At 59.1% G+C, this 24,030-nt stretch carries 25 protein-coding genes, 2 tRNA genes and 1 pseudogene; 19 read left to right on the top strand and 9 right to left on the bottom strand.

Annotated features, from left to right (window positions below):
- The 5 genes from hisA to IMW75_RS19460 form a co-directional block, all read right to left on the bottom strand.
- A complete protein-coding gene (gene hisA / locus IMW75_RS19480; RefSeq protein WP_045062005.1) occupies positions 1–738 on the bottom strand; it encodes a 1-(5-phosphoribosyl)-5-[(5-phosphoribosylamino)methylideneamino]imidazole-4-carboxamide isomerase in 738 nt (245 codons plus the stop codon).
- A 42-nt stretch (positions 739–780) separates the two neighbouring features.
- Positions 781–1,035: a DUF2164 domain-containing protein gene (locus IMW75_RS19475; protein WP_045062006.1), complete on the bottom strand. Its 255-nt coding sequence runs from the start codon at positions 1,033–1,035 to the stop codon at positions 781–783.
- Positions 1,036–1,674, bottom strand: coding sequence for an imidazole glycerol phosphate synthase subunit HisH (gene hisH / locus IMW75_RS19470; RefSeq protein WP_045062007.1), 639 nt, complete (start codon positions 1,672–1,674; stop codon positions 1,036–1,038).
- A complete protein-coding gene (gene hisB, locus IMW75_RS19465; RefSeq protein WP_007897437.1) occupies positions 1,674–2,267 on the bottom strand; it encodes an imidazoleglycerol-phosphate dehydratase HisB in 594 nt (197 codons plus the stop codon). Before hisB ends, hisH begins: the two co-directional genes overlap by 1 nt.
- 282 nt (positions 2,268–2,549) lie before the next feature.
- Positions 2,550–4,211: an OFA family MFS transporter gene (locus IMW75_RS19460; RefSeq protein ID WP_045062008.1), complete on the bottom strand. Its 1,662-nt coding sequence runs from the start codon at positions 4,209–4,211 to the stop codon at positions 2,550–2,552.
- Between the two features lie 222 nt (positions 4,212–4,433).
- Here IMW75_RS19460 and IMW75_RS19455 point away from each other — a divergent pair, with 222 nt between their 5' ends.
- The 9 genes from IMW75_RS19455 (at position 4,434) to IMW75_RS19415 (ending at position 10,930) form a co-directional block, all read left to right on the top strand.
- Positions 4,434–4,838, top strand: coding sequence for an acetyl-CoA sensor PanZ family protein (locus tag IMW75_RS19455; protein WP_045062009.1), 405 nt, complete (start codon positions 4,434–4,436; stop codon positions 4,836–4,838).
- A 78-nt stretch (positions 4,839–4,916) separates the two neighbouring features.
- Entirely contained in the window at positions 4,917–7,136 is a 2,220-nt protein-coding gene (locus IMW75_RS19450; RefSeq protein ID WP_045062010.1) for an AsmA family protein, read from the top strand.
- Positions 7,133–8,200, top strand: a complete 1,068-nt coding sequence (gene mutY, locus IMW75_RS19445) for an A/G-specific adenine glycosylase (RefSeq protein WP_122841431.1) — start codon at positions 7,133–7,135, stop codon at positions 8,198–8,200. The genes IMW75_RS19450 and mutY overlap by 4 nt, the downstream gene beginning before the upstream one ends.
- On the top strand, positions 8,197–8,469 hold the full coding sequence (locus tag IMW75_RS19440) for an oxidative damage protection protein (protein ID WP_010464608.1): 273 nt from the start codon (positions 8,197–8,199) through the stop codon (positions 8,467–8,469). Before mutY ends, IMW75_RS19440 begins: the two co-directional genes overlap by 4 nt.
- Positions 8,470–8,572: 103 nt before the next feature.
- Positions 8,573–8,648 (top strand) — tRNA-Phe (locus tag IMW75_RS19435).
- Positions 8,649–8,810: 162 nt separating this feature from the next.
- The gene (locus tag IMW75_RS19430) at positions 8,811–9,773 is read left to right on the top strand and encodes an alpha/beta hydrolase family protein (protein WP_205893491.1); all 963 of its coding nucleotides are present in this window, start codon (positions 8,811–8,813) and stop codon (positions 9,771–9,773) included.
- A 37-nt stretch (positions 9,774–9,810) separates the two neighbouring features.
- Positions 9,811–10,227, top strand: coding sequence for a hypothetical protein (locus tag IMW75_RS19425; RefSeq protein WP_045062013.1), 417 nt, complete (start codon positions 9,811–9,813; stop codon positions 10,225–10,227).
- 6 nt (positions 10,228–10,233) lie between these two features.
- Positions 10,234–10,683, top strand: coding sequence for a hypothetical protein (locus IMW75_RS19420; RefSeq protein ID WP_205893490.1), 450 nt, complete (start codon positions 10,234–10,236; stop codon positions 10,681–10,683).
- A 43-nt stretch (positions 10,684–10,726) separates the two neighbouring features.
- Positions 10,727–10,930, top strand: coding sequence for an AbrB/MazE/SpoVT family DNA-binding domain-containing protein (locus tag IMW75_RS19415; protein WP_205893489.1), 204 nt, complete (start codon positions 10,727–10,729; stop codon positions 10,928–10,930).
- Between the two features lie 111 nt (positions 10,931–11,041).
- Here the strand turns inward: IMW75_RS19415 and gabP are convergent, their stop codons facing one another.
- The gene (gene gabP / locus IMW75_RS19410) at positions 11,042–12,433 is read right to left on the bottom strand and encodes a GABA permease (protein ID WP_205893488.1); all 1,392 of its coding nucleotides are present in this window, start codon (positions 12,431–12,433) and stop codon (positions 11,042–11,044) included.
- 157 nt (positions 12,434–12,590) lie between these two features.
- A complete protein-coding gene (locus tag IMW75_RS19405; protein ID WP_152644325.1) occupies positions 12,591–12,818 on the bottom strand; it encodes a hypothetical protein in 228 nt (75 codons plus the stop codon).
- A 175-nt stretch (positions 12,819–12,993) separates the two neighbouring features.
- Between IMW75_RS19405 and IMW75_RS19400 the strand changes: the two genes are divergently transcribed.
- The 7 genes from IMW75_RS19400 to IMW75_RS19370 all read left to right on the top strand — a co-directional run bounded on the left by IMW75_RS19400 (position 12,994) and on the right by IMW75_RS19370 (position 18,516).
- Positions 12,994–13,767, top strand: coding sequence for an ABC transporter ATP-binding protein (locus IMW75_RS19400; RefSeq protein WP_205893487.1), 774 nt, complete (start codon positions 12,994–12,996; stop codon positions 13,765–13,767).
- Between the two features lie 12 nt (positions 13,768–13,779).
- Positions 13,780–14,526 carry an ABC transporter substrate-binding protein gene (locus IMW75_RS19395; protein WP_045062019.1) on the top strand — a complete coding sequence of 249 codons (747 nt, stop codon included), beginning with the start codon at positions 13,780–13,782 and terminating at the stop codon, positions 14,524–14,526.
- 77 nt (positions 14,527–14,603) lie between these two features.
- Positions 14,604–15,299, top strand: a complete 696-nt coding sequence (locus IMW75_RS19390) for an ABC transporter permease (protein WP_205893486.1) — start codon at positions 14,604–14,606, stop codon at positions 15,297–15,299.
- Complete coding sequence (locus IMW75_RS19385) at positions 15,296–15,985, top strand: ABC transporter permease (RefSeq protein WP_045062021.1); 690 nt, start codon at positions 15,296–15,298, stop codon at positions 15,983–15,985. The genes IMW75_RS19390 and IMW75_RS19385 overlap by 4 nt, the downstream gene beginning before the upstream one ends.
- Positions 15,966–17,195 (top strand): methyltransferase, encoded by a 1,230-nt coding sequence (locus IMW75_RS19380; RefSeq protein ID WP_205893485.1) that lies wholly within the window; start codon positions 15,966–15,968, stop codon positions 17,193–17,195. The genes IMW75_RS19385 and IMW75_RS19380 overlap by 20 nt, the downstream gene beginning before the upstream one ends.
- A gap of 343 nt (positions 17,196–17,538) precedes the next feature.
- Entirely contained in the window at positions 17,539–18,363 is an 825-nt protein-coding gene (locus IMW75_RS19375; protein ID WP_205893484.1) for an FkbM family methyltransferase, read from the top strand.
- 77 nt (positions 18,364–18,440) lie between these two features.
- Positions 18,441–18,516: transfer RNA gene (locus IMW75_RS19370), tRNA-Thr, on the top strand.
- Between the two features lie 507 nt (positions 18,517–19,023).
- On the opposite strand, the gene IMW75_RS19365 is transcribed toward IMW75_RS19370, so the two are convergent.
- Positions 19,024–19,689 carry a DUF2076 domain-containing protein gene (locus IMW75_RS19365; protein WP_205893483.1) on the bottom strand — a complete coding sequence of 222 codons (666 nt, stop codon included), beginning with the start codon at positions 19,687–19,689 and terminating at the stop codon, positions 19,024–19,026.
- 690 nt (positions 19,690–20,379) lie between these two features.
- Between IMW75_RS19365 and IMW75_RS19360 the strand changes: the two genes are divergently transcribed.
- The 3 genes from IMW75_RS19360 (at position 20,380) to IMW75_RS19350 (ending at position 23,552) form a co-directional block, all read left to right on the top strand.
- The gene (locus IMW75_RS19360; RefSeq protein ID WP_205893482.1) at positions 20,380–21,756 is read left to right on the top strand and encodes a hemolysin family protein; all 1,377 of its coding nucleotides are present in this window, start codon (positions 20,380–20,382) and stop codon (positions 21,754–21,756) included.
- Entirely contained in the window at positions 21,753–22,769 is a 1,017-nt protein-coding gene (locus IMW75_RS19355) for a CNNM domain-containing protein (protein ID WP_205893481.1), read from the top strand. The genes IMW75_RS19360 and IMW75_RS19355 overlap by 4 nt, the downstream gene beginning before the upstream one ends.
- A gap of 213 nt (positions 22,770–22,982) precedes the next feature.
- Positions 22,983–23,552 carry a MepB family protein gene (locus IMW75_RS19350; RefSeq protein ID WP_205893480.1) on the top strand — a complete coding sequence of 190 codons (570 nt, stop codon included), beginning with the start codon at positions 22,983–22,985 and terminating at the stop codon, positions 23,550–23,552.
- Between the two features lie 5 nt (positions 23,553–23,557).
- Here the strand turns inward: IMW75_RS19350 and IMW75_RS19345 are convergent.
- Positions 23,558–23,905, bottom strand: a pseudogene (locus IMW75_RS19345) (IS66 family transposase); the annotation flags it as partial.
- Between the last annotated feature and the right edge of the window lie 125 nt (positions 23,906–24,030).

The following is a 24,030-nucleotide window of genomic DNA, read 5'->3' as shown; positions in this document are numbered from 1 at the left end:
TCAGCCTTTATACGAATCGCAGAAAGCTTGCGCTTCGGCGACGTCGAGGGTGCCTTCGTAGATCGCGCGGCCGGTGATGGCGCCGATGATGCCTGGCGCCTTGGCGTCGAGCAGCGACTTGATGTCACCCAGGTTGTGGATGCCGCCGGAAGCAATCACCGGAATACGCGTGGCAGCCGCCAGCGCAGCGGTGTACGAAACGTTGCAGCCCTGCATCATGCCGTCTTTGGCGATGTCGGTATAAACGATGGCAGACACACCGTCGGATTCGAATTGTTTGGCCAGGTCGATGACGTTCACGGTGCTGATCTCAGCCCAGCCGTCGGTAGCGACGAAGCCGTCCTTGGCATCCAGGCCAACGATTACCTTGCCAGGGAATGCGCGGCAGGCTTCGGCGACAAACGCGGGGTCTTTCACGGCCTTGGTGCCGATGATCACATAGCTCACGCCGGCTTTCACGTAGTGCTCGATGGTTTCCAGCGAACGGATACCGCCGCCGATCTGGATCGGCAGGTTGGGGTAGCGCCTGGCGATCGCAGTGACAACCTCGCCATTGACCGGCTGGCCTTCAAAAGCACCGTTCAGGTCGACCAGATGCAGACGGCGGCAACCGCCCTCCACCCACTTGGCGGCCATGCTCACCGGGTCATCGGAGAACACCGTGGAATCTTCCATGCGGCCCTGGCGCAGACGAACACAGGCACCGTCTTTGAGATCGATAGCGGGGATAATCAGCATCTGGCAAACCTTCAAATTCGATTGTTCAGCTTCGCTCGGAAATCAGTTTTTCTCGAGCGCCCACAAGTCGCTTTCGATGCTCTCGAACCTTTCTTTAAGGTGCGTCTGCACATCGAAAATCGCCCTGTTGTAATAGTGCGGAGCAATTTCGCGGGTAAACAGCTCAAGGATTTCGGCCGCTTCGAACGAACCCAGGTCCAGTTCGAAGCGATCCTCCATGAAGCGCTTGATCTTGTGATTGGCCTCATTCTCCTGTTCGGGAGTGAGGGTCAGGATCGGCGGCTTTTTCCTGGCCATTTACCAGCGACCATCCCACGCAGCGAAGTTCTGCAACAATTGCAGGCCATGGGTATGGCTCTTCTCCGGGTGGAACTGCACGGCGAAACGCGAGCCATCGGCCAGCGCCGCGGCGAAATCGACACCGTAGTGACCGCCACCCACCACCTGCCGCGCGTTGCCGGCAGCGATGTAGTAGCTGTGCACGAAGTAAAAACGCGCCAGGTCCGGAATGTTGTGCCACAGCGGATGCGAGATCGTCTGCTGCACTTCGTTCCAGCCCATGTGCGGGACCTTCAGATGCTCGCCATCTTCATGCAGGTCCTTGCCGAAGAACTTCACCGCGCCGGGAAACAGGCCGATGCAGTCAACGCCGTCGTTCTCTTCACTGCTATCGAGCAGGGCTTGCATGCCGACGCAGATGCCGAGGAACGGACGGTCCTGGCTGACTTCGCGCACCAGCGAATCGAAGCCCAGGCGCCGGATCTCGGCCATGCAGTCGCGAATCGCGCCGACGCCGGGAAAAACCACCCGGTCGGCTTCGCGAATCACATTGGCATCGCTGGTGATCAGGACCTTGCCGGCACCGACGTGCTCGAGGGCCTTGGCCACCGAGTGCAGGTTGCCCATGCCGTAATCGATTACCGCGACCGTCTGCATTACAGAACGCCCTTGGTCGACGGCATTTGGCCGGCCATGCGGTCATCGAGCTCGACGGCCATGCGCAGGGCGCGGCCGAATGCCTTGAACACGGTTTCGATCTGGTGGTGGGTGTTGGTGCCACGCAGATTGTCGATGTGCAGGCTGACCAGTGCGTGGTTGACGAAGCCCTGGAAGAATTCCTGGAACAGGTCAACATCGAAACCGCCAACGGTGGCGCGAGTATAGGGAACATGCATCTGCAAGCCAGGACGGCCGGAGAAGTCGATGACTACCCGCGACAGTGCTTCATCCAGCGGGACATAGGCGTGGCCGTAGCGACGGATGCCTTTTTTGTCACCGATGGCTTTGGCAAAAGCCTGACCCAGGGTGATGCCGACGTCTTCCACGGTGTGGTGGTCGTCGATATGCAGGTCGCCCTTGCTGACGATATCCAGGTCGATCAGCCCGTGACGGGCGATCTGGTCCAGCATGTGCTCAAGAAAAGGTACACCGATATCAAATCGGGCCTTTCCGGTGCCATCCAGGTTGATCGAGGCTTTAATCTGGGTTTCCAGAGTGTCGCGCTCGACTGACGCCATACGTTCGGCCATCACCAGCTCCGCAAATCATTGGGCGAAAAAGGCATCCATTATAGGGGCGCGGGCGGGAAACAGAAACACGAGAGGTGATATCGCTGACGGAGTGAATTCAGGAGTGTGGCGGGTAGACATGTCCATACAAGCGATATCTGGAGACACATGAATCAAGTGTGGGAGTGAGCCTGCTCGCGACAGGGCCTGCACATTCAGCATTTCTGCCGACTGTCAGGCCGCAATCGCGGGCAAGCCCGCTCCCACAGGGTTGGGTGTTGGCCTGAAATTCAGGCCTTTCCCTTAGTGAAACAGCACCGCCGTTTTCTGCAGGGTCACCCAGACACCCCACGCCAACGGAATGCCCACCACCAGCCAGGCGGCAATCGCCAGCGGCTTGGTACCCGGGGCGGCTTTCCACTCCAGCACGGTAGTGCTGTCAGCGCCCTTGTCGTGACCCAGCGCCTGTTCGGCGGCCAGTTCGGCGTCGGTCATGAAGTACTTGTCCGCCACCGGCCGCACCAGCAGGTTGCACAGGAAGCCCAACACCAGCAGGCCTGCCAGGATGTACAAGGTGATGTCATACGCTGCCGCGCGCTCCACCCCAATGCTCAGCTGATACTCGCGCAGGTAGTTCACCAGCACCGGCCCCAACACACCCGCCGCCGCCCATGCGGTCAGTAGGCGACCGTGAATCGCCCCCACCATCTGGGTGCCGAACAGGTCCGCCAGGTAAGCCGGCACCGTCGCAAAACCACCGCCGTACATCGACAGGATGATGCAAAACGCCGCCACGAACAGCGCGATATTGCCCAGGTGGCCCAGGTTCGGGATCAGCGCGTACAGTGCGAAACCCAGGGCGAAGAACACGAAATAAGTGTTTTTGCGGCCCAGGTAGTCCGAGAACGACGCCCAGAAGAAACGACCACCGATGTTGAACAGGCTCAGCAACCCGGTAAAACCTGCCGCAATGGCAGCGATCGAAGCCAGTTGCCCGGCATCCAGTTGGCCAAATGGCAGGTCGACACCGATCAGCTTGCCGCCAAACACTTCCTGCAACAGCGGCGACGCCATGCCCAGGATGCCGATACCGGCAGACACGTTGAGGCACAGAACCAGCCAAACCAGGCGGAATTGCGGGGTTTTCCACGCCACATTCACGTGCACATGGCGATGGGTGATCATCGCATTCGCAGTTTTCTTGGCCGGGGCAGTCCAGCCCTCAGGCTTCCAGCCCGTTGGCGGAACGCGGTAGGACAGTGCGCCGCCGATCATGAACACGAAGTAGATTGCGGCCATTACCAGGAAGCTTTGCCACACCCCGACGCTGGTCGGCGAGGCAAAATGCCCCATCAGCGCGGCAGCGAGCGGAGCCCCCACCATAGCGCCACCACCGAAGCCCATGATCGCCATGCCAGTGGCCATGCCGCGTTTGTCCGGGAACCACTTGATCAGGGTCGAAACCGGCGAAATGTAGCCCAAACCAAGGCCGATGCCGCCAATGACCCCGGAACCTACCCACATCAGCCAGATCTGGTGGGTATAAATCCCCAGCGCCGATATCAGCAGACCACCACACCAGCACAATGCCGACACTACGCCAGCCTTGCGCGGCCCGGCGTGTTCCAGCCAGCCACCCCAGATCGCCGCCGAGCAACCGAGGAAAATGAAGAACAGGGTGTAGATCCAGCCGAGCATCGAGATCGGCCAGTCGCACTGGGAGGAGAAGATTTGCGAAATAAAGCTCATGTCCGGCGCGCAAGCCACCGGTGCGGTCACACCCAGGGCTTTGGACAACGGCAGCCAGAACACCGAAAAGCCGTAGGCCATGCCGATGCACAGGTGGATCGCCAGTGCGGCTGGCGGTACCAGCCAACGGTTGAAACCGGGCTTGGCGATGATGCGTTCCTTGGACAGGAACGCAGGCTGGCCGGCTATGCCGTCAGCCGTGATGCTCGTGGTCATTGTGTATCCCCCAATTATTAGTATTGTTCGCCAGCCACTGCTCATCCCCAGCCTTTATGCACACAGGCATGACTGTCTTGTCAGATGAAGCTCCATTTTGATGCAACATCAAGTCGCAGAAGGACGGACGTACCAGCAGAGGTTACCATTTGCGCGTGGCAGAAAAATCAATCTGCCATCACCTTTTGCACGTCATCTGATCTCTTTCACGCTGGAGCCGCCATGCCGATCGTTGTCGAGTCGCTCAAAGAAGCCAACTATCAGGATCAGCAAGACCTGCAGAAGATCTACCTTGATGCGCCGCAGTGGCTCTTCGCACCCTTTGCCTCGCCGCAACAGTTGATCGAAGCCTGCCTGGGCGATGGCTCACTGATCGCCGGGCGCTTCAATGACCGGTTGCTGGGTGCAGCTCGCCTGCAACGGCACCAGAACGTCTGGCACCTGTCGCAATTGTGCGTGCGCAAGGTCACCCGTCGACGCGGCGTCGCCGAACGCCTGGTGGACGAGGCGCGGAAAATGGCCCGCGACGCCGGCGCCACCTTGCACCTGCTGGCTCCCGCCGGCCATCTCGAAGCCCAGGCGCTCGCCGCCAAGCTGAAAGTGTCGCTGGATGAACTGACAACGTGATCGCCGACCGATCGTCGTCCCCGAGGCGCTATACTCCCCGGCTGAATTTCGAATTTGACTAACTACAAGGACTCGCCCATGAAAGCGTTCGGCAAAATCCTGGGTCTGGTACTTCTCGGGCTATTGCTGATCATTGTGGCCCTGGGTTTTGCACTGACCCACCTCTTTGATCCCAATGACTATAAAGACGAGATTCGCCAGATAGCCCGCGACAAGGCCCACATCGAGCTGACGCTCAATGGCGACATCGGCTGGAGCCTGTTCCCGTGGCTGGGCCTGGAATTGCACGAAGCCAGTGTCGCGACCCTGGCCAAACCCGCCGAACCCTTCGCCGACCTGCAAATGCTCGGCCTATCCGTTCGCGTGCTGCCCCTGCTGCGCCGCGAAGTCCAAATGAGCGATGTGCGGGTCGAAGGCCTGAACCTGCGCCTGAACCGCGACAAGGACGGCCACGGCAACTGGGAAGACATCGGCAAGGTGCCTGCCACTCAGACCACGCCAACTGCCACCCCCGGTGAGCCTGCCAGCGAGACCACGGCCCAGGCGGAAAAACCCGCCCAGCCCATTCGCCTGGACATCGACAGCCTGACTGTCAATAACGCCCGGGTTGAATACAGCGACGAAAAGACCGGCAAGCAGTTCAGCGCCGAAAGCATCCAGCTCAGCACCGGTGCCGTGCATGATTCGACCAATATTCCGGTCAAACTCACCGCGTTCCTTGGCACCAATCAGCCAGTCCTGCGGGTTCGCACTGAACTGAACGGCGAACTGCGTTTCGAACGCGCCCTGCAGCGCTACAAGTTCGAAGACATGAAATTGACCGGGGAAGTCGCCGGCGATCCGCTGCAAGGCAAGACCATGACTTTCGCCGCACAGGGCCAGCTTTTGCTGGATAAAGCGGCGAACGTCGCCGAATGGACCGGCATCAAGATTTCCGCCAACCAGCTTCGCGCACTCGGCGAGCTGAAGGTCAACGACCTCGACAAGACACCTCAGGTCAACGGCGCGCTATCGATCGCCCAGTTCGACCTGGCCAAGTTCGTCGACAGCATCGGCCAGACCCTGCCGGCCATGGCCGAAGGCAGCCTGAGCAAGGTCGAGCTGGTCAGTCGCGTCAGCGCAACGCCCACCAGCGTGGCCTTCGACAACATCAACCTGAAAATCGACGACAGCAGCTTCAGCGGTCGCATCGCCGTCGAGGACTTCGCCAGGCAATCGCTGCGTGCGGTGCTCAAGGCTGACACCTTCAACGTCGACCGTTACCTGAAGCCAAAATCTGCCGAAGCCAATAGCGCAACGCAAGTGCGCCAGGCCGAAGTGGCCAGCACCGAAGCCAATGCCATGGCCGGCGCAGGCAGCACTCCGCTGCCGGATGCGCCGACCAAGACAGCCTGGAGCAACGATCGCCTGTTGCCCGTGGAGCGCCTGAGCAAACTCGATCTCGACGCCGACCTGACGTTCGGCCAACTCACCCTCGACAAGCTGCCGATCCGCAACGCGGCCCTCAAGGCTACCGGCCAAAATGGCCTGCTGACCCTGGAAAACCTGCGCGGCGAATTGTACGAAGGTAACTTCGAAGCCAAAGGCACCCTCGATGTGCGCCAACAGGTCCCGGCGCTGAACCTGCAGACCCAGATCAACAAAGTGCCGGTGGAAAAAATCCTTGAAAGCCAAGGCAAAAACCCGCCGGTCAAAGGCCTGGTCACCCTCAACAGCAACCTGACCGGCAGCGGCAACAGCCAGAAAGCCCTTGTCGACACCCTCAACGGCACCGCCAGTTTCGCGATCAACAATGGCGTGCTGCTCAATGCCAACCTTGAACAGCAGCTGTGCAAAGGCATCGCCACGCTCAACCGCAAGACCCTCAGCGGCGAGCCGCGCGGCAAGGACACGCCCTTCCAGGAGCTCAAGGGCAACCTGACCTTTCGTAACGGCGTGGCCAGCAACCCCGACCTGAAAGTGCGCATCCCCGGCATGACCGTCAATGGCGATGGCGATGTTGACCTGCGCGTGCTGGGCATGGATTACCGCGTCGGCATCATCGTCGAAGGCGACAAGAGCGACATGCCCGACCCGGCCTGCCAGGTCGGCGAGAAGTTCGTCGGCATCGAGTGGCCATTGCGCTGCCGCGGCCCACTGGAACTGGGTGCCAAGGCTTGCCGCCTCGATAACGAACGCATGGGCCAGGTCGCGACCCGGCTCGCGGGAGACAAGCTCAGTGAAAAAATCGACGAAAAACTCGGCGACAAAGTCAGTCCGGAACTGAAAAACGCACTTAAAGGGCTGTTCAAGCGATGAGATCCGAGCAGTTTTCGGCAGCAGTGCTGGATTGGTACGACCGCCACGGCCGTCACGATTTGCCTTGGCAGCAGGGCATCACGCCGTATCGGGTGTGGGTCTCGGAGATCATGCTGCAGCAGACCCAGGTCAGCACCGTGCTGAACTACTTCGACCGCTTCATGGCCTCGTTGCCGACGGTCGAAGCCCTGGCTGCCGCGCCCGAAGACGAAGTGCTGCACCTGTGGACCGGCCTGGGCTACTACACACGGGCGCGCAATCTGCAGAAAACCGCGAAAATCATTGTGGCCGACTACGCCGGTGAATTTCCGCGGGACGTCGACAAGCTGGTCGAGTTGCCAGGTATCGGCCTGTCTACCGCCGGCGCCATCGCCAGCCTGAGCATGGGCATGCGTGCGCCGATCCTCGATGGCAACGTCAAACGCGTCCTGGCGCGCTTTACGGCCCAGGAGGGATATCCGGGCGAGCCAAAGGTGGCCAAACAGCTGTGGGCCACCGCAGAGCGCTTCACGCCCCATGATCGGGTCAACGCCTACACCCAGGCCATGATGGACCTGGGCGCCACGCTCTGTACTCGCAGCAAGCCCAGTTGCCTGCTGTGTCCGCTGGAAAAAGGCTGTGAAGCGCACATGCTCGGCCTGGAAACCCGCTACCCGATCCCTAAACCGCGCAAAGCCGTGCCCCAGAAGCGCACGCTGATGCCGATGCTGGCCAATGGCGAAGGCGCGATTCTGCTCTACCGTCGGCCTTCGACGGGCTTGTGGGGCGGTTTGTGGAGCCTTCCGGAGCTCGATGACCTGGACGACCTGCAACACCTGGCCACTCAACACTCGCTGGAGCTGGGCCAGCAACAAGCCTTGCCGAGCCTGGTGCACACTTTCAGCCATTTCCAGTTATCCATCGAACCCTGGCTGGTCCAGGTCCAGGAGGCGGCCCATCACGTGGCCGAGGCCGACTGGCTCTGGTATAACCTCGCCACCCCGCCGCGCCTGGGCCTTGCCGCCCCGGTCAAGACCTTGCTCGAACGCGCGGCCGCCGTATTGAACGCAGGAGAGTCGTCATGACCCGCACCATCATGTGCCGCAAGTACAAAGAAGAATTGCCTGCCCTGGAGCGCGCTCCATTCCCGGGCGCCAAAGGCCAGGACATTTTTGACCACGTCTCGGCCAAGGCCTGGGCCGACTGGCAGAAACACCAGACCCTGCTCATCAACGAAAAACGCCTGAACATGATGAACGCCGAAGACCGCAAATATCTTCAGGGCGAGATGGACAAGTACTTCTCCGGCGAGGAATACGCCAAGGCTGACGGCTACGTTCCGCCGGCTGAATAATCCCGATTTCACGGGGGTCGGATCGTAAGCGACGGTAATAATTAAATATTTTTTGAAAACTTGCTTGACGACCCCCTGAAAAACCAGTTTAATGCGCCCCGTTGCCCAGATAGCTCAGTCGGTAGAGCAGGGGATTGAAAATCCCCGTGTCGGCGGTTCGATTCCGTCTCTGGGCACCAAATACCGAAAACCCTGAATCGCAAGATTCAGGGTTTTTTTATGCCTGCGATTTGACCGGCGCAGCCGTGATGTACTTTCCTGCACACCCCGGCCTTGGCATGGATTGTCCAAGTGCCGCCCGAAGACTATCGTTGTCAGCTACCTGCAATGGTAAGACGCCGATGAATCTGCAGGACATGCCGTCACCGGCACCCAGCCACATCGAGTTGCCGCTGCCCGCGTTCGCGCCCGGCGAACCCTTCAAGGAACCCGCTGCAGACGGTTTCATCCTCGGCGGCTTTACCTGGCGCCATGCCTCCCATGACAGCGCGCGCCCGGTCGTGATCATCAACGCTGCTACTTCCGTGCGCTGCCGCCACTACGCGCGGTTTGCCGACTATCTGCATGTCAACGGCTTCGACGTCATCACCTATGATTACCGCGGCATCGGGGAATCGCGCCCCGCTTCGATGAAAGGCCTGAGGGCGTCATGGTCCGACTGGGGCACCCTGGACTTCGAGGCGATGCTCAAGCGCGCCCAGCACGAATTCCCCGGCCAACCCATCGATGTGGTGGCTCACAGCTTTGGAGGCTGTGCAGCGGGCCTGGGAGCCTCGGGGCCGGTGATTCGTCGCCTGGTGACGGTGGGTGCGCAATTCGCTTACTGGCGCGACTATGCGCCCGCCCATCGCTGGCGCATGTTGGGCAAATGGCACCTGGTGATGCCGTTGCTGACGATGCTGTACGGTTACTTCCCCGGCAAGCGCCTGGGCTGGCTGGAAGACACCCCTGCCGGCGTCGTCCGGGACTGGAGCACGCCCACCGCCCGTTACGAAAAGCGCCCCAGCGGCCGCGACCTGCATGTGAAAACCTTTGCGGCAGTCAAGGCGCAAGTCCTGGCCATCAGCATCAGCGACGACCCCTATGGCACAATTCCCGCCATAGAACGCCTGCTCGGCTACTTCACCCACAGCCGCAAAACCCATTTGCGCATCGCACCTGAAGACATCGATCAGACAGACGTGGGACATTTCGCCTTTTTTCGCAGCGCATACCAAGCCACACTATGGCCCATTGCATTGTCCTGGCTGCAAAGCGGCGAACTGGCCCCCGGCACTCCGGGGCGGCTAGTGCCACGCAGCTGACTGATGCGCCCACTCAACGCAATACGGAACGACGCCCATGGCCTCCGCCAACAAGCAGCAAAAACGCGCCACCCGCGCCAAAGACAAGGCCAAGCAGAACCGTACCCAGCGAGCGGCTGCGCCGGTGGAGCTGGACCCGAACGACGATCGCATCGATTTTGACTCGGTGGACCTGACCGAACTGTTCAAGGAAATGCTCGACGCGCAGAAAATCAGCCAGCAAGCGATGTGCGCAGCCTTCCTCGAACACCCGCTGCTCGCCCTGGTGCTGGAACAGGAAGGCGAGGAGATCGCCACTGACTTCATCATCGGCGCGCTGATCGAGTATCGCCAGTGGTCCACCGAAACCGACGAAGCCGGCGCCCTGGCGTGGATCGAATCCCCCGCCTTCCAGGTTGATTACGTGGCAGCCTCCGACGCCATCGCCGCCCAAAACCCACAGACACCCAACTGAGTTCCCATGGCCTCCCTGAACAAGCAGCAGAAACGCGCCAAGCGCGCAAAAATCAAAGCCAAGCAAATCAATATCCACGGCCGCAAACCCGCAGCGCTGGATGATGACCTGGGCGAACCGGGCGAGCCGATCCCGGAATACACCCTGGCGATGTTCAGCAAGATGCACGACGCCGAAGCAGTCGGCCGCAACGACATGCTGCAGGTACTGCTGTCGGAGCTCGCGGTTATCATCTCGGACCATCCCGACCTGCTCGACATGGAAAACGCCGACAACGAAGCCATGGCCGCCACCCACCTGGCCGCCGACATGCTGCTCGACTACCGCATGTGGGCCGACGGCATGGACCGCGAAACCGCCCAGGCCTGGCTCACCGAGCCGCAGTTCATCACCGACTTCGGTCATGCACTGGACCAATACCGCCAGGCGCTGGATGCGCAGGAAGAAAAAAGTTGAATAACCACCGCCGTTAGGGGCAAGGAAGCGAGTAGGAGCTTCAATGGAAAGGACAACGATTGTCTCGCAAGACGGAGGCCAGATTATCTGCATACCTGATGCAGTAGCGATGCCGGAATCTATCAAGCGTGTCGACATCGTCGCGATTGGCAGGGCTCGCCTGCTTACACCCGCAGGTGACTGGGACAATTGGTTCGACAACAATCACGTCAGTGCTGACTTTATGACTGATCGAGAACAACCATGAGGTAGAGCTGGGAAATCACTATCAGCTCAATTGACCCAACGGTAAAACGCTCCAAAAAAAACGGCCGCCTGTCATCCCTGACAGCGGCCGTTTTGCGTTACTCGCTACCTATCAGTTCAGCACTGCCGCACCCAGCTTCTGCTGCTTGCGACGGCGCGCCACGAACAGCCCGGCGGCTACAACCAGCACGCTGAGCAAGCCGGTCGCGAGGATCTCCACGCGATGGGCTTCCTGGAACAGCATGATCGTCAGCACGCCAACGATGAACACGATGACCGCGTAGGTCAGGCCCGGGAACAGCCACATGCGGAAGGCGATTTTCTCGCCGGCGATTGCGCGCTGCTTGCGCATGCGCAATTGCGACACCGCGATGACCAGGTACACCAGCAAGGCGATTGCGCCGGAGCTGGCCAGCAGGAATTCGAACACCGCAGCAGGCGCTACGTAGTTGGCGAATACCGCGAGGAACGCAGCAGCCGTCGACAGCATCACGGCCCAGTACGGCGTGCCGCTGCCGTTGGTGCGTTTGGACACCGCCGGCGCATCGCCGCGCTTGCCCAGGGAGAACATCATGCGCGAGGCGGTGTACAGCGCCGAGTTCAGGCAGCTGGTCACCGCAACCAGGACCACGATATCGACGATCATCTTGGCGTTTGGAATGCCCATGCGCTCAAGGACGGTCTGGTAGGAACCCACGCTGGCCAGGACTGGGTCGTTCCATGGCACCAGGGATACCACGATGAAGATCGATACCAGGTAGAACAAGCCGATCCGCCAGATCACCGAATTGGTGGCCTTGGAGATTTGCTGGCCCGGGTTCTTCGATTCTGCGGCGGCAATGGTCACGATCTCGGTGCCCATGAAGGAGAACATGGTGGTCAGAATAGCCGCCAGTACTGCGCCCATACCGTTAGGCATGAAGCCCTGGGTGTCGAACAGGTGGGACACACCACTGACCTGACTGGTCGGCAGGAAGCCGAAAATCGCCAGGATACCGAGCACCACGAAACCGACAATCGCAATGACCTTGATCAGCGCGAACCAGAATTCGAACTCACCGTAGTTCTTCACACTGAACAGGTTGGTGGCTGTCAGCAACAGCGTGATGATCAGCGTAAACGCCCAGATCGCTATATTCGGGAACCAGGCGTGCAGGATGGTCGCGGCGGCGTTGGCCTCCAGCGGTATCACCAGCACCCAGAACCACCAATACAGCCAGCCGATGGTGAAGCCGGCCCAATGACCGATCGCCCGATCGGCATAGGTCGAAAATGAACCGGTGTCCGGTGAAGCAACCGCCATCTCACCCAGCATGCGCATCACCAGTACCACCAGGGTACCGGCGGCGGCGTAGGCCAGCAGCACGGCCGGGCCAGCTACAGCAATGGCATGACCGGAACCGACGAACAGCCCGGCACCGATAACCCCGGCGATCGACAGCATGGTCACATGACGCGGTTTGAGCCCCTGTTCGAGGCCATTGGAACTTGGGGTACTGCTCATTGAAACTACCTTTGTAAGGAAAAGCGAAAGCATTGAGCTCGCCGTTTGTTCTCTCTCGTAAAAAGAAACCAACGGGGCGTTCCTTATTCTGCACGCAATAATTGCGCCAAAATGTTACAAACTCCCAAGACCCGGGGCTCTCCGCCTGACCGGACAGTCATCGCAAGTGCTTGAGATTAATGGCAATTTGCCAGAGCGTTACCCTGCGACTCACTTTCAGGACGATTTGCCGCACCAGAAACACAACAAAAAATGCCCGTCGCACAATAAAAGTGCAGATCAGGAACGTTTGTCCGGTTAACGCTTCCAACCCCCCGGCAAAGCTGGCAACATCGCGCCTTTTTTTACGGCAGGACGTCGTTTTTCCATCGCCGGGCAGGTTCAAACACCTGTTCGTTTGATAGCAGCGCGACAGTCTGCTGTGACGATGCGACAACCTGCCACATGACATCCGTTTACTGCCCGTAGCGCTGTTGGCTGCCATTCAGACGCTATGCTAGCTTGGCCGCCTCGCCAGGAAGGCCGCCAACAGCAGGAGCAACACACTATGAGGAACGCACATGGCTGAGGCCACGCCCGCGCTTGAAATCCGCAACCTGCATAAACGCTACGGTTCGCTGGAGGTGCTCAAAGGCATCTCGCTGACCGCCCGCGACGGCGATGTGATCTCGATCCTGGGCTCCTCCGGTTCCGGCAAGTCCACGTTCCTTCGTTGCATCAACCTGCTGGAAAACCCGCACCAGGGCCAGATCCTGGTGGCCGGTGAAGAACTCAAGCTCAAGGCCGCCAAGAACGGCGAACTGGTCGCTGCCGATGGCAAGCAGATCAATCGCCTGCGCAGCGAGATTGGTTTTGTGTTTCAAAACTTTAATCTGTGGCCGCACATGAGCGTGCTCAACAACATCATCGAAGCGCCGCGCCGGGTGCTCGGGCAAAGCAAAGCCGAAGCCATCGAAGTCGCCGAAGCCTTGCTGGCCAAGGTCGGCATCGCGGACAAGCGCCACGCCTACCCCGCCGAACTGTCCGGCGGCCAGCAGCAACGCGCGGCCATTGCCCGCACGCTGGCGATGCAGCCCAAGGTGATTCTGTTCGACGAGCCCACCTCCGCCCTTGACCCGGAAATGGTCCAGGAAGTACTTAATGTCATCCGCGCATTGGCCGAGGAAGGCCGTACCATGCTGCTGGTCACCCACGAAATGGGCTTTGCCCGCCAGGTGTCCAGCGAAGTGGTGTTCCTTCACCAAGGCCTGGTAGAAGAGCAAGGATCGCCACAGCAGGTGTTCGAAAACCCGCTTTCGGCGCGCTGCAAACAATTCATGTCCAGCAACCGCTAACGGAGCTACAGCATGCAGAACTACAAAAAGGTCTTCCTGGCTGCCGCCGTCACCCTGGCGTTCAGCGCCGGTGCCATGGCCGAAACCTTGAAGATGGGCATCGAAGCGGCCTACCCGCCGTTCAACAACAAGGATGCCAGCGGTAACGTGGTCGGCTTCGACAAGGAAATCGGCGACGCCCTGTGCGCCAAGATGAAAGTCGAGTGCACCGTGGTGACCTCCGACTGGGACGGGATCATTCCGGCCCTGAACGCCAAGAAATTCGATTTCCTGATCTCCTCGATGTCGATCACCGACGAGCGCAAGCAGGCGGTGGACTTCACCGACCCGTACTACAGCAACAAGCTGCAATTCATCGCCCCGAAAGACAAAGACTTCAAGACCGACAAGGCTTCCCTGCAAGGCAAAGTGATCGGCGCACAACGTGCGACCCTCGCCGGTACCTGGATGGAAGACAACATGGAAGGCGTTGAAGTCAAACTCTACGACACCCAGGAAAACGCCTACCTTGACCTGACCTCCGGTCGTCTGGACGGCATCCTGGCGGACAAATACGTCAACTACGAGTGGCTCAAAAGCGACGCCGGCCGTTCTTACGAGTTCAAGGGTGACCCGGTAGAAGAAAGCGACAAGATCGGTATCGCTGTACGTAAAGGCGACCCGGTCCGCGAGAAGCTGAACGCCGCACTGAAAGAGATCGTTGCCGACGGCACCTACAAGAAGATCAACGACAAGTACTTCCCTTTCAGCATCTATTGATTCTGACTTGCCTGGCAGGCGCCGTTCGCTAACGGCGCCTGCCCCGGCATTGCCTGCCGCGATTTGAAAAGAAATCCATGACTATCGATCTCTACGGATTCGGCCCGGCGCTCGCCGCTGGCGCGCTGATGACTGTGAAACTGGCACTCTCGGCCCTGTGCCTGGGGCTGGTGCTCGGTCTGCTCGGCGCCTTGGCCAAGACTTCCCCGTACAAGCCGTTGCAATGGCTTGGCGGCACTTATTCGACCCTGGTGCGTGGCATCCCGGAATTGCTCTGGGTGCTGTTGATCTACTTCGGTACGGTCAACCTGATGCGCGAACTGGGCGAGTTCTTCGGCAACCCCGAACTGGAACTCAACGCCTTCGCCGCTGGCGTGATTGCCCTTGGCCTGTGCTTCGGCGCCTACGCCACGGAAGTATTCCGCGGCGCGATCCTGGCCATCCCCAAAGGCCACCGTGAAGCGGGCGTGGCCCTGGGCCTGTCTAAATTTCGCATCTTCACCAAGCTGATCATGCCGCAGATGTGGCGCATCGCCCTGCCGGGCCTTGGCAACCTGTTCATGATCCTGATGAAAGACACGGCGCTGGTGTCCGTGATCGGCCTGGAAGAAATCATGCGCCATGCGCAAATCGGCGTCACCGTCTCCAAGCAACCGTTCACCTTCTATATGGTGGCCGCGTTCATGTACCTGGGCCTGACGATTCTCGCCATGATTGGCATGCACTTCATGGAAAAACGCGCCGGTCGCGGGTTCGCAAGGAGCACCCAATGAACTGGGAAGTCATCATCAAGTGGCTGCCGAAGCTCGCCCAGGGCGCAACCCTGACGCTGGAGCTGGTGGCCATCGCCGTGATTGCCGGGTTGTTGCTGGCCATTCCGCTGGGCATCGCCCGGTCATCGCGCCTGTGGTACGTGCGCGCATTCCCCTACGCCTACATCTTCTTTTTCCGTGGCACGCCGCTGCTAGTCCAGCTGTTCCTGGTCTATTACGGCCTCGCGCAGTTCGATGCGGTGCGCAACAGCTCGATGTGGCCCTACCTGCGCGATCCGTTCTGGTGCGCCACCGCGACCATGACCCTGCACACCGCCGCCTACATCGCGGAAATCCTGCGCGGTTCGATCCAGGCGATTCCCAAGGGTGAAATCGAAGCGGCCCGGGCGCTGGGCATGTCCCGGGCCAAGGCGATGTTCTACATCATCCTGCCCCGCGCCGCGCGCATCGGCCTGCCGGCCTACAGCAACGAAGTCATCCTGATGCTCAAGGCCAGCGCCCTGGCCAGCACCGTGACCTTGCTCGAACTGACCGGCATGGCCCGCACCATCATTGCCCGGACCTACCTGCCGGTGGAGATCTTCTTCGCGGCGGGCATGTTCTACCTGCTGATGGCCTTCGTTCTGGTGCGCGCCTTCAAGCTGCTGGAGCGCTGGCTGCGCGTCGATGCCTGCCAAGGGCGTTGATGGGCACGTGCTGACGGGCGAGGCCCTGCTCGCCCGCTTCGCCGCGCTGGATGCTTTTCTGATCGAGCATCAAGCGCTGTGGAAGCCGCGACCGTTCACCCATCTGCAACTTCCCTGGGAAGCGTCCTGCCCGCAACTGGCGCAGTGGCTGCGCGGCCGTTCACTGGAAGAGGCTGAACTCGCCCACAACCACCCCGCGCTGCTGGACGCGCCCGAGCCTTTCGCTTCGCTGGCCGCGCAGTCGCTGCAACTCAGCGCCATCGGCGAACTGCCGGCCCATGCGCTGGAAGAGGCCGGGCACCGCCTGAATGTCGATGTGCCGGGGCGCAAATGGCAGCAGATCGAAGCGTTTGCCAGCCGCCTGGAATTCACCCAGCCGTCCAAACACTGGCTCGACTGGTGTGCCGGCAAAGGACACCTGGGCCGACGCCTGTTGCAGGCCGGCCAGCAACTCACCTGCCTGGAATACGACCCGGCACTGGTCGCCAGCGGCCAGGCACTCAGCCAGCGCCATCACCTGCACGCCCTGCATGTTGAACAGGATGTGCTCGCCGCCGAAGCCGCCAGCCTGCTGCACGGTGGGCATACCCCGGTCGCGCTGCACGCTTGCGGAGACCTGCACGTCAGGCTGATCCAGCTCGCCAGCGCCGCAGGCTGCAAACAGCTCGCTGTCGCACCCTGCTGCTACAACCGGATCAGTCTCACAGCCCATCAGGCGCTTTCCTCACCGGGCCAGCAATCCACCCTGCAGCTGTCCCTGGATGACCTGGCGCTGCCCGCCAGCGAAACCGTCACCGCCGGCGCCCGGGTCCGCCATCAGCGCGACACTTCAATGGCCCGCCGCCTGGGCTTCGACCTGCTGCAAAGGCAACTGCGCGGAGTCGATCAATACCTGCCCACGCCATCTCTTTCCAGCGCCTGGCTGGACAAATCCTTTGCCGAATACTGCCATCACCTGGCCGCGCTCAAGGACTTATCCACAATCGGGCCGCAGGACTGGCCCGCCCTGGAGGCCGCCGGCTGGCAACGCCTGGCACAGGTGCGCAACCTTGAGCTGCTGCGCGGACTGTTCCGGCGTCCGCTGGAGCTGTGGCTGGTGCTCGACAGGGCGATTTTCCTCTCCGAGCAGGGTTACACCGTTCGGCTCGGAACCTTCTGCGAAAGCCCCCTCACTCCGCGTAATCTGCTGATCCTGGGCGAGCGCTGCTGAAGCACGCAACCTGTGGATAACTCTGTTGATGGAATTATCCTGGATCCAATGTATACAGCTGTTTCCTCCCTGAAACACCTGTGTTCATTTTTCGTACACATGGATAAAAAACCATAAAAACAGGCATTTGCGGCCTAATGAGAACGGGTCCACAAAATCGGTAATGAACAGTAACGGCCATCACGCCCGTTGTGCATAAGCAATTCGCGAAAACGACATAACCGCCGAATACGGGACCACGCCCGCAGGAATTTGCACCCCGACCGCGACCCTTGCTATACAGGCAAACAAAGCGCCGACACTGCGGCCGTTAACAATAAAAACAAAACACAGGACTCGACTCGTGACGTTCATTTCCTACGCACAGAACTTCGAAGACATCCGCCTGTGGCGCGCCCTCAGAAACGTCGAAAACGGCTATTACATCGACATCGGCGCCAACGACCCCGTCCACGACTCGGTCACCAAGGCTTTTTATGACCACGGCTGGACCGGCATCAACGTCGAGCCCGTCGCCAATTACCACCAGTCCCTGTGCGAACAACGCCCCAAAGACACCAACCTGCAATGCGTCGCCGGCGAAAACGCCCACGACCTGACCTTCTACAGCATCGCCGACACCGGCCTGTCGACCCTTGAACCCACCGTCGCGCAACAGCGCAAAGACGCCGGCATGGACGTGCGCAGCCACACCGTGCAATCGCGCACCCTGACCGCCATCTGCGAGCAACACGCCCAGGGCAGGCCCATCCACTTCCTGAAAATCGACGTCGAAGGCCACGAAGAGACCGTGCTGCGCGGCATGGACTTCAGCCAGTGGCGCCCGTGGATCATCCTCATCGAGACCCCGTGGGAGCGCAACCAGACCTGGGAAACCCTGCTCATCGACGCCGGCTACCAGTCCATCCTCTTCGACGGCCTCAATACCTACTACCTCGCCGAAGAACACCTGAACCTCAAACCCGCCTTCGACATCCCGCCCTGCAACCTGGACAACTTCCAGCTCTGCCGCGGCCACACATTCAGCCACCCCCTCAGCGACGCCGACCAACACCTCGCCGCCGCTCTACAACGCGCCGAACAGGCCGAAGCGCAACTGCACGCCATCCAAAACAGCCGCACCTGGAAAGCCCTGCACAAACTCCGAACAGCACTGCGCCGCGCCTGACCCGAGGCCCGCGCAAAAATAGTCTGAATTCAGGGGTTTACAGAACCATTCCAATCGCTATAATCGTCGCCCAACACGCCGGTATAGCTCAGTTGGTAGAGCAACTGACTTGTAATCAGTAGGTCCCGGGTTCGACTCCTGGTGCCGGCACCATATAGATCAACAACTTAGGCTCACCGAAAGGTGGGCCTTTTTTGTTTCTGCGGTTTGATACCCCATTTGGTCACAGCTTTGGTCACAGCTTCTCTGTTTATTGGAGCTGGTGGCATATACTTTTTGACCGGCACCTCGCTTCACTGCTGGTTTGGCTCCAGCGCTTGTTTTATGCCAAAAGGACTCCTCACGTTCGGCAGAGTGTTGCCGACAATGCGCGGCGCCCTAGGAAGCCATCGACAAGAATGAGGAATTCATCAGGATGACGCTCGCGGTGATGATGGCGCCGGATTGAATGCAACCGGCCATTTGCATTTGACTTGACCAGGTACTGACCGGCAAAGAACGACCCAAAGCGGACTTTCAGATGGCAGTTCCAACCATGTACTCATGGGTCACATCTTTAACAGGCGTTCCCAGCTTCAATTTGACGAACATTGGAAACGTTTGGACGAGTAAAAAACATGCCGGTCATTAAGACCGGCATCTTTAGCTCATTTTGCGAAATCAAACAAATTCGTCGTCCTCCCCGCCACCGAAGAAGCCCTCGTCAGCATAGTAGTCATCTGCTGCGGGTTCCTCCTGTGCCACTGGTGGCTCTTCTACAGGTGCTTGGCTAGCAAGTTGATCAGCACCATCGTCTTGGAACATACCCATCAACATGTTACCAAGCACCATCCCTCCAGCAACACCGGCGGCCGTTTGCAAGGCGCCCGAAAGGAAGCCGCCACCTTGCGCCGGCGCCCCGCGTTGGACGAACCCTGGCTGCTGTCCTGCACCTGGTTGTTGTCCGAAACGCCCGCTAGCAAGTGAGCTTTGTGCACCGGTATTGCCAGCCTGGGAACTGGCCGGCCGGTTCTCAACTGGGTGAGCCTGGCTACGACCGCCAAACAGGCCTGCCAAGAAACCGCCACTGTTCTGCTGTGAAGCGTTCTGAGCACCCTTGAGAGCTTCAATCTCCGCTGCCTGTTCTTTAATGCGAGCGTCCAACTGCTCGATAGCATTTTCCTGCACGATGATGGCCTGCGCCATGAAATAGGGGGCTGCGGGCTGACGAGCAACGTGCTCCCTTATCAATGCGTCGGCCTGGGGCTCTCGCGGTGCGGATTGCCCCTCAACAGCATGCAGGCGGGCAAAAAGTCCATCAATTAGGTTCTTCTCTTCAGGTTGCATAGTGTCTACTCAATGCCTTATGGCAGGTGCACGCATCATCAGAAGCGGCTTCAGCGATGTCAAAAAACAGCTATTTCAAGAGGTTTCAACACGCGATCAAGCGTTGGATGGATATTTTCAGTGACATTATTTTCAGAACATGACGGCCTCAGAAGAGTGCAGGAACACTTCTGACCACAGGGGAAATGACTTCCCAGCCAAGCTACCGCCGCCCTCAAGAGTCTATTGAAGGCGGCTGTAGCTCAAAGCAAGTTCGAAACCACGCGGAGTCAGCGACTCACTGCTGGATGGTTTCGTCACTTATGGCCGATTTCTGCCTGTCGCGACCGGCAGCTTCACGTCCTGAGGAAGTCAGTCAACCTAAATCGAGGTTCTTCAGGAGCGGTGAACCGCGCTTCCTCAAGGCATTCAAATAGGTGGGTTCATCGTAGAGGGTCACAGCTCAATTTCATGACGATGTTTGCGTGATATGAATGCGATTGTGCTGGTGGCAGCCAGCTGCGCTTTTCCAGTTTCTAGACCATAGGTCGATTGGAGTCGGCATTCACAAACGGAAAAGGTTCTCTAGCTAGACGACACGGAGCAAACGCCCGTATGCTCTCGATTCCTTATCTGCATGGAATCCTTCGTGGACCCCAGCCCCGCAACACACATCCGCTGTCCAGATTCTGAATTTGGTCGTGCCACCAAATGATCGAAACTATCCCTACCCTCATTCTTGGCATCTTGGTCATCCTGGCGATCATCGCTGTAAACGGCTATTTCGTTGCGCAAGAATTTGCCTACATGGCGGTTGACCGTACCAGGCTCTCAGCATTGGCTGCTGCCGGGGATACGTCGGCAAAGCGAGCATTAGCCGTCACGAACCGCACAAGCTTTATGCTGTCGGGTGCCCAGCTTGGCATTACCGTAACAGGCTTACTTGTTGGTTATGTCGCTGAGCCCTTGGTTGGTGAGCCATTAGGCTTTCTGCTCGCGGGAACCGTTATTCCGCCCGACGCCAGGGTGGCCGTCGGTACAGGTATGGCCCTAGTTGCTGCTACGATTATCCAAATGATCGTGGGTGAGCTTTATCCGAAGAACCTTGCCATTGCGAACCCTGAGCCCCTGTCGCTCGGGCTTGCCCGCTCCACGCTCTTCTATATGTCGGCCTTCGGCTGGCTAATCAGTTTCTTCGACAAATCTGCCAATCTTCTCCTGAAGTTACTGCGTATTGAGCCGATTCATGACCTCGACGTGAGCGCCTCGGCTACCGATCTACCGCACATAATCGCGAACTCGCGTGACAGTGGCGACCTACCACGTGAGCTTTCACTCATGATGGATCGCATCCTCGACTTCCCGCAACGCAACGTCGAGCACGCTATGGTGCCCAGATCACAAGTCGACTGGGTTGAGCCAGATACGACGCTCGAAGAGCTGCGAGGGCTAATGGCGCGCGCTCACACCCGATACCCGGTGATTGACGATGATGATTCCCCTGTGGGTGTTGTACATCTCGCCGACGTGCTTGCACGTCTTTCCACGGGAAACAGTAATGAGACCGTTGCGTCGCTGATGAGACCTGCCAAGGTTCTGCCGACGCTGATGCTGCTGCCAGATGCTCTTGATCAGTTGGTTCAAACAACCGATCAGTTAGCTTGTGTTATCGACGAGTATGGTGGTTTCGCTGGAGTGCTTACGATTGAAGATCTCGCCATGGAAATCGTCGGTGAAATTACCGATGAGCATGACGCAGAAGTTGGCGATGCCATCGTGTCTGAAGGGGAAAACACCTGGACAATGGAGGGCGACGTTCACCTCGACGAGGTTAGGCGCATTATTGGTCACGACCTGCCGCGCGTTGATGTTGAGACAGTGGCAGGTATGCTGATCGCTGAGCTTGGCGCCCTGCCCGGAGAAGGCGACACAGTCACCATTGATCTACCTATCGATGCTGCCGAGCTGGTCTCCGACGAGCCGGTGAGATATCGACTCGAAGTTGATGTACTGCGTATTGAACGACATGTTCCGACTGACGTTCGCGTACGGCTGGTCAAAGTGTCTGTGGCGGAGGAAGACCAATGAATGATCCGCTGATAGTCACGATAGCAACAGTCGCGCTCATCGCGCTGAGTGGCTTGTTTGTTGTAATCGAGTTCGCGTTGCTCGGCGCTCGCCGGCACCGCCTTGAAGAGCTGGCCGTCAACAGTCTGTCCGCTCGTGCTGCGCTGCGCGGCATGAATGATTTGACGTTGATGCTTGCCGGTGCTCAGTTGGGCATAACGCTGTGTACCTTTGCCCTAGGTGCGGTAACGAAACCTGCGGTCGACTTATGGCTCGGCCCAGTGTTCATCGCGTGGGGCTTGCCTGAGTGGGCTGCTGGTGGCGCAGCTTTCGGCTTCGCGCTTTTCCTGGTGACGTTCTTGCACCTGGTTGTCGGTGAGATGGCGCCCAAGTCCTGGGCCATTGCACACCCGGAAAGATCCGCTCTGGCAATTGGCATCGTCTCGCGCATCTATACCTGGCCGCTACGTCCGCTGTTGCGCTGGGTGAACCGAATCGCCAATCGTCTCGTAAAAGCCTCAGGTGTTGAGCCAGTTGAAAGCGCCGCAGTGGGTGGTCAGGATATTGAGACCATAAGGCAACTCGTTGAGCATTCGGCGAAGGTGGGCACGCTACAGCCGCAGATGCAACAGCAGATTTCTGGCCTGATCGACCTGGGCACCCTACCCGTCGAAGCTCTGCTAATCGAGGGGGAGGCGCTGGTTCACGTTACGCGGGATGCGACGGTGGCGGATGTCCGCACTGCGGCCATTCAGTCCGGGCACCTGCGCATTCTCGTGCTGGGAACCGAGGGCATACAACCCTCGGTGGTTCACGTACGCGACACCTTGCTTGAGCCAGAGACTCGGTTTGCGCATGAGCTTGCACGAGAAGCTTTTGTGCTTGATGCGAAAACCCCCGTCTATGAAGCACTTGCGCGCATGCGTAAATCGAGCATTCAGCTTGCTTTAGTCGTGAGCGCGGATCGCTTGCTGGGCGTTGTTACGTTGGCCGACATCCTCAAACGAGTGCTTCCTGCTGCCTCCAATACCTAACGGTCGCATGTATGTCATAAATGTTCGGGTGTGCCCGTAACCACTTGGCAGTTACATCTTGCTTGGTATAGACAGTTTTCGTAAGCGGCTGGCTATCCCACCTTGCGTAATCACACGATGTAACCGCCCGCAGTCCGCTCGGTATGTCGAAGGGCGTAGCATATGTTCTGGATTGGATCGTATGGTCAATGAGTGGTTTAGGAGTTGTTCCCTTTGAAATTCGATTTAACTGAACAAGACACAAAATATGCAGGCGCGGCAGACCCTGCCCTCGGCCATATTCCAAACGATCTGATAGCGGCTATCCAGGATGTGTACACGCCGGCGGGAATGCAATTGACGGATCTGGCTCTACGCGAGGCTGAGAGTGCCGAGTATGGTGCCTCCCGCTTTGGCCTCGACGGACACACCATTGTCTTCCGTGTGGCTAAAACAACGCCGACGAAGATTGGACAGTTCGTCACAATATGGAAGCGCCCGACGTCAGGCTGCATCATTGCACCTCTCGATATCGATGATGGCGTAGCCTTTGTTGTGGTGAGTGTGTTCGATGCAACGCATCGCGGACAGTTTGTTTTCGACCAGAAGATACTGGCATCAAAGGGCATCATGGCGATTAACGGTAAAGGCGGTAAGCGCGCTATCCGCGTTTATCCACCTTGGGTCAAACCAGTCGCCAAAGAGGCCGTTAGGACACAGCAATGGCAACTACGTTACTTTCTTCCTATTGAACAAAGCGGAAGCGCCGATTCCGTGCAGGTGCGTCGGCTCTTTGAAGTTTAAGATCCTTATTCGTCATTTTTGAGCGTTCTGGGTAAGCCCGGCGTCCACCTATGCGGCAGCAACTGATCAATTTCACTCGCCCGTTGCGTCGGCAGTCGCGTGAGAGCGTCCTTCAGATAAGCATACGGATCATGGCCATTAAGCCGCGCAGACTGGATCAAGCTCATGATCGCTGTCGCCCGCTTGCCGCTACGTAACGACCCTGCGAAGAGCCAATTCTTGCGTCCAAGAGCCCATGGTCGGATCTGGTTCTCGGCCCAATTGTTGTCTATGGGTACGGCCCCGTCATCGAGGTAGCGCGACAGCGCTGCCCAGCGTTTCAGGCTGTAATCCAGGGCTCGGCTGATAGCTGTATGCGTCCGGCCAAGTCATCTACCCAACCCCGCAACGCCAGGACATGGTGTGCACTTAAATTTAAGTGGGCACCAGTTCTAGCCTTTCAAGCGGGTATTTCATGCAGCCAACACGCCGTTCCTAT

The organism is Pseudomonas gregormendelii (assembly GCF_017114825.1).
Lineage (GTDB): Bacteria > Pseudomonadota > Gammaproteobacteria > Pseudomonadales > Pseudomonadaceae > Aquipseudomonas > Aquipseudomonas gregormendelii.
This window is presented reverse-complemented; position numbering and strand designations above follow the sequence as displayed.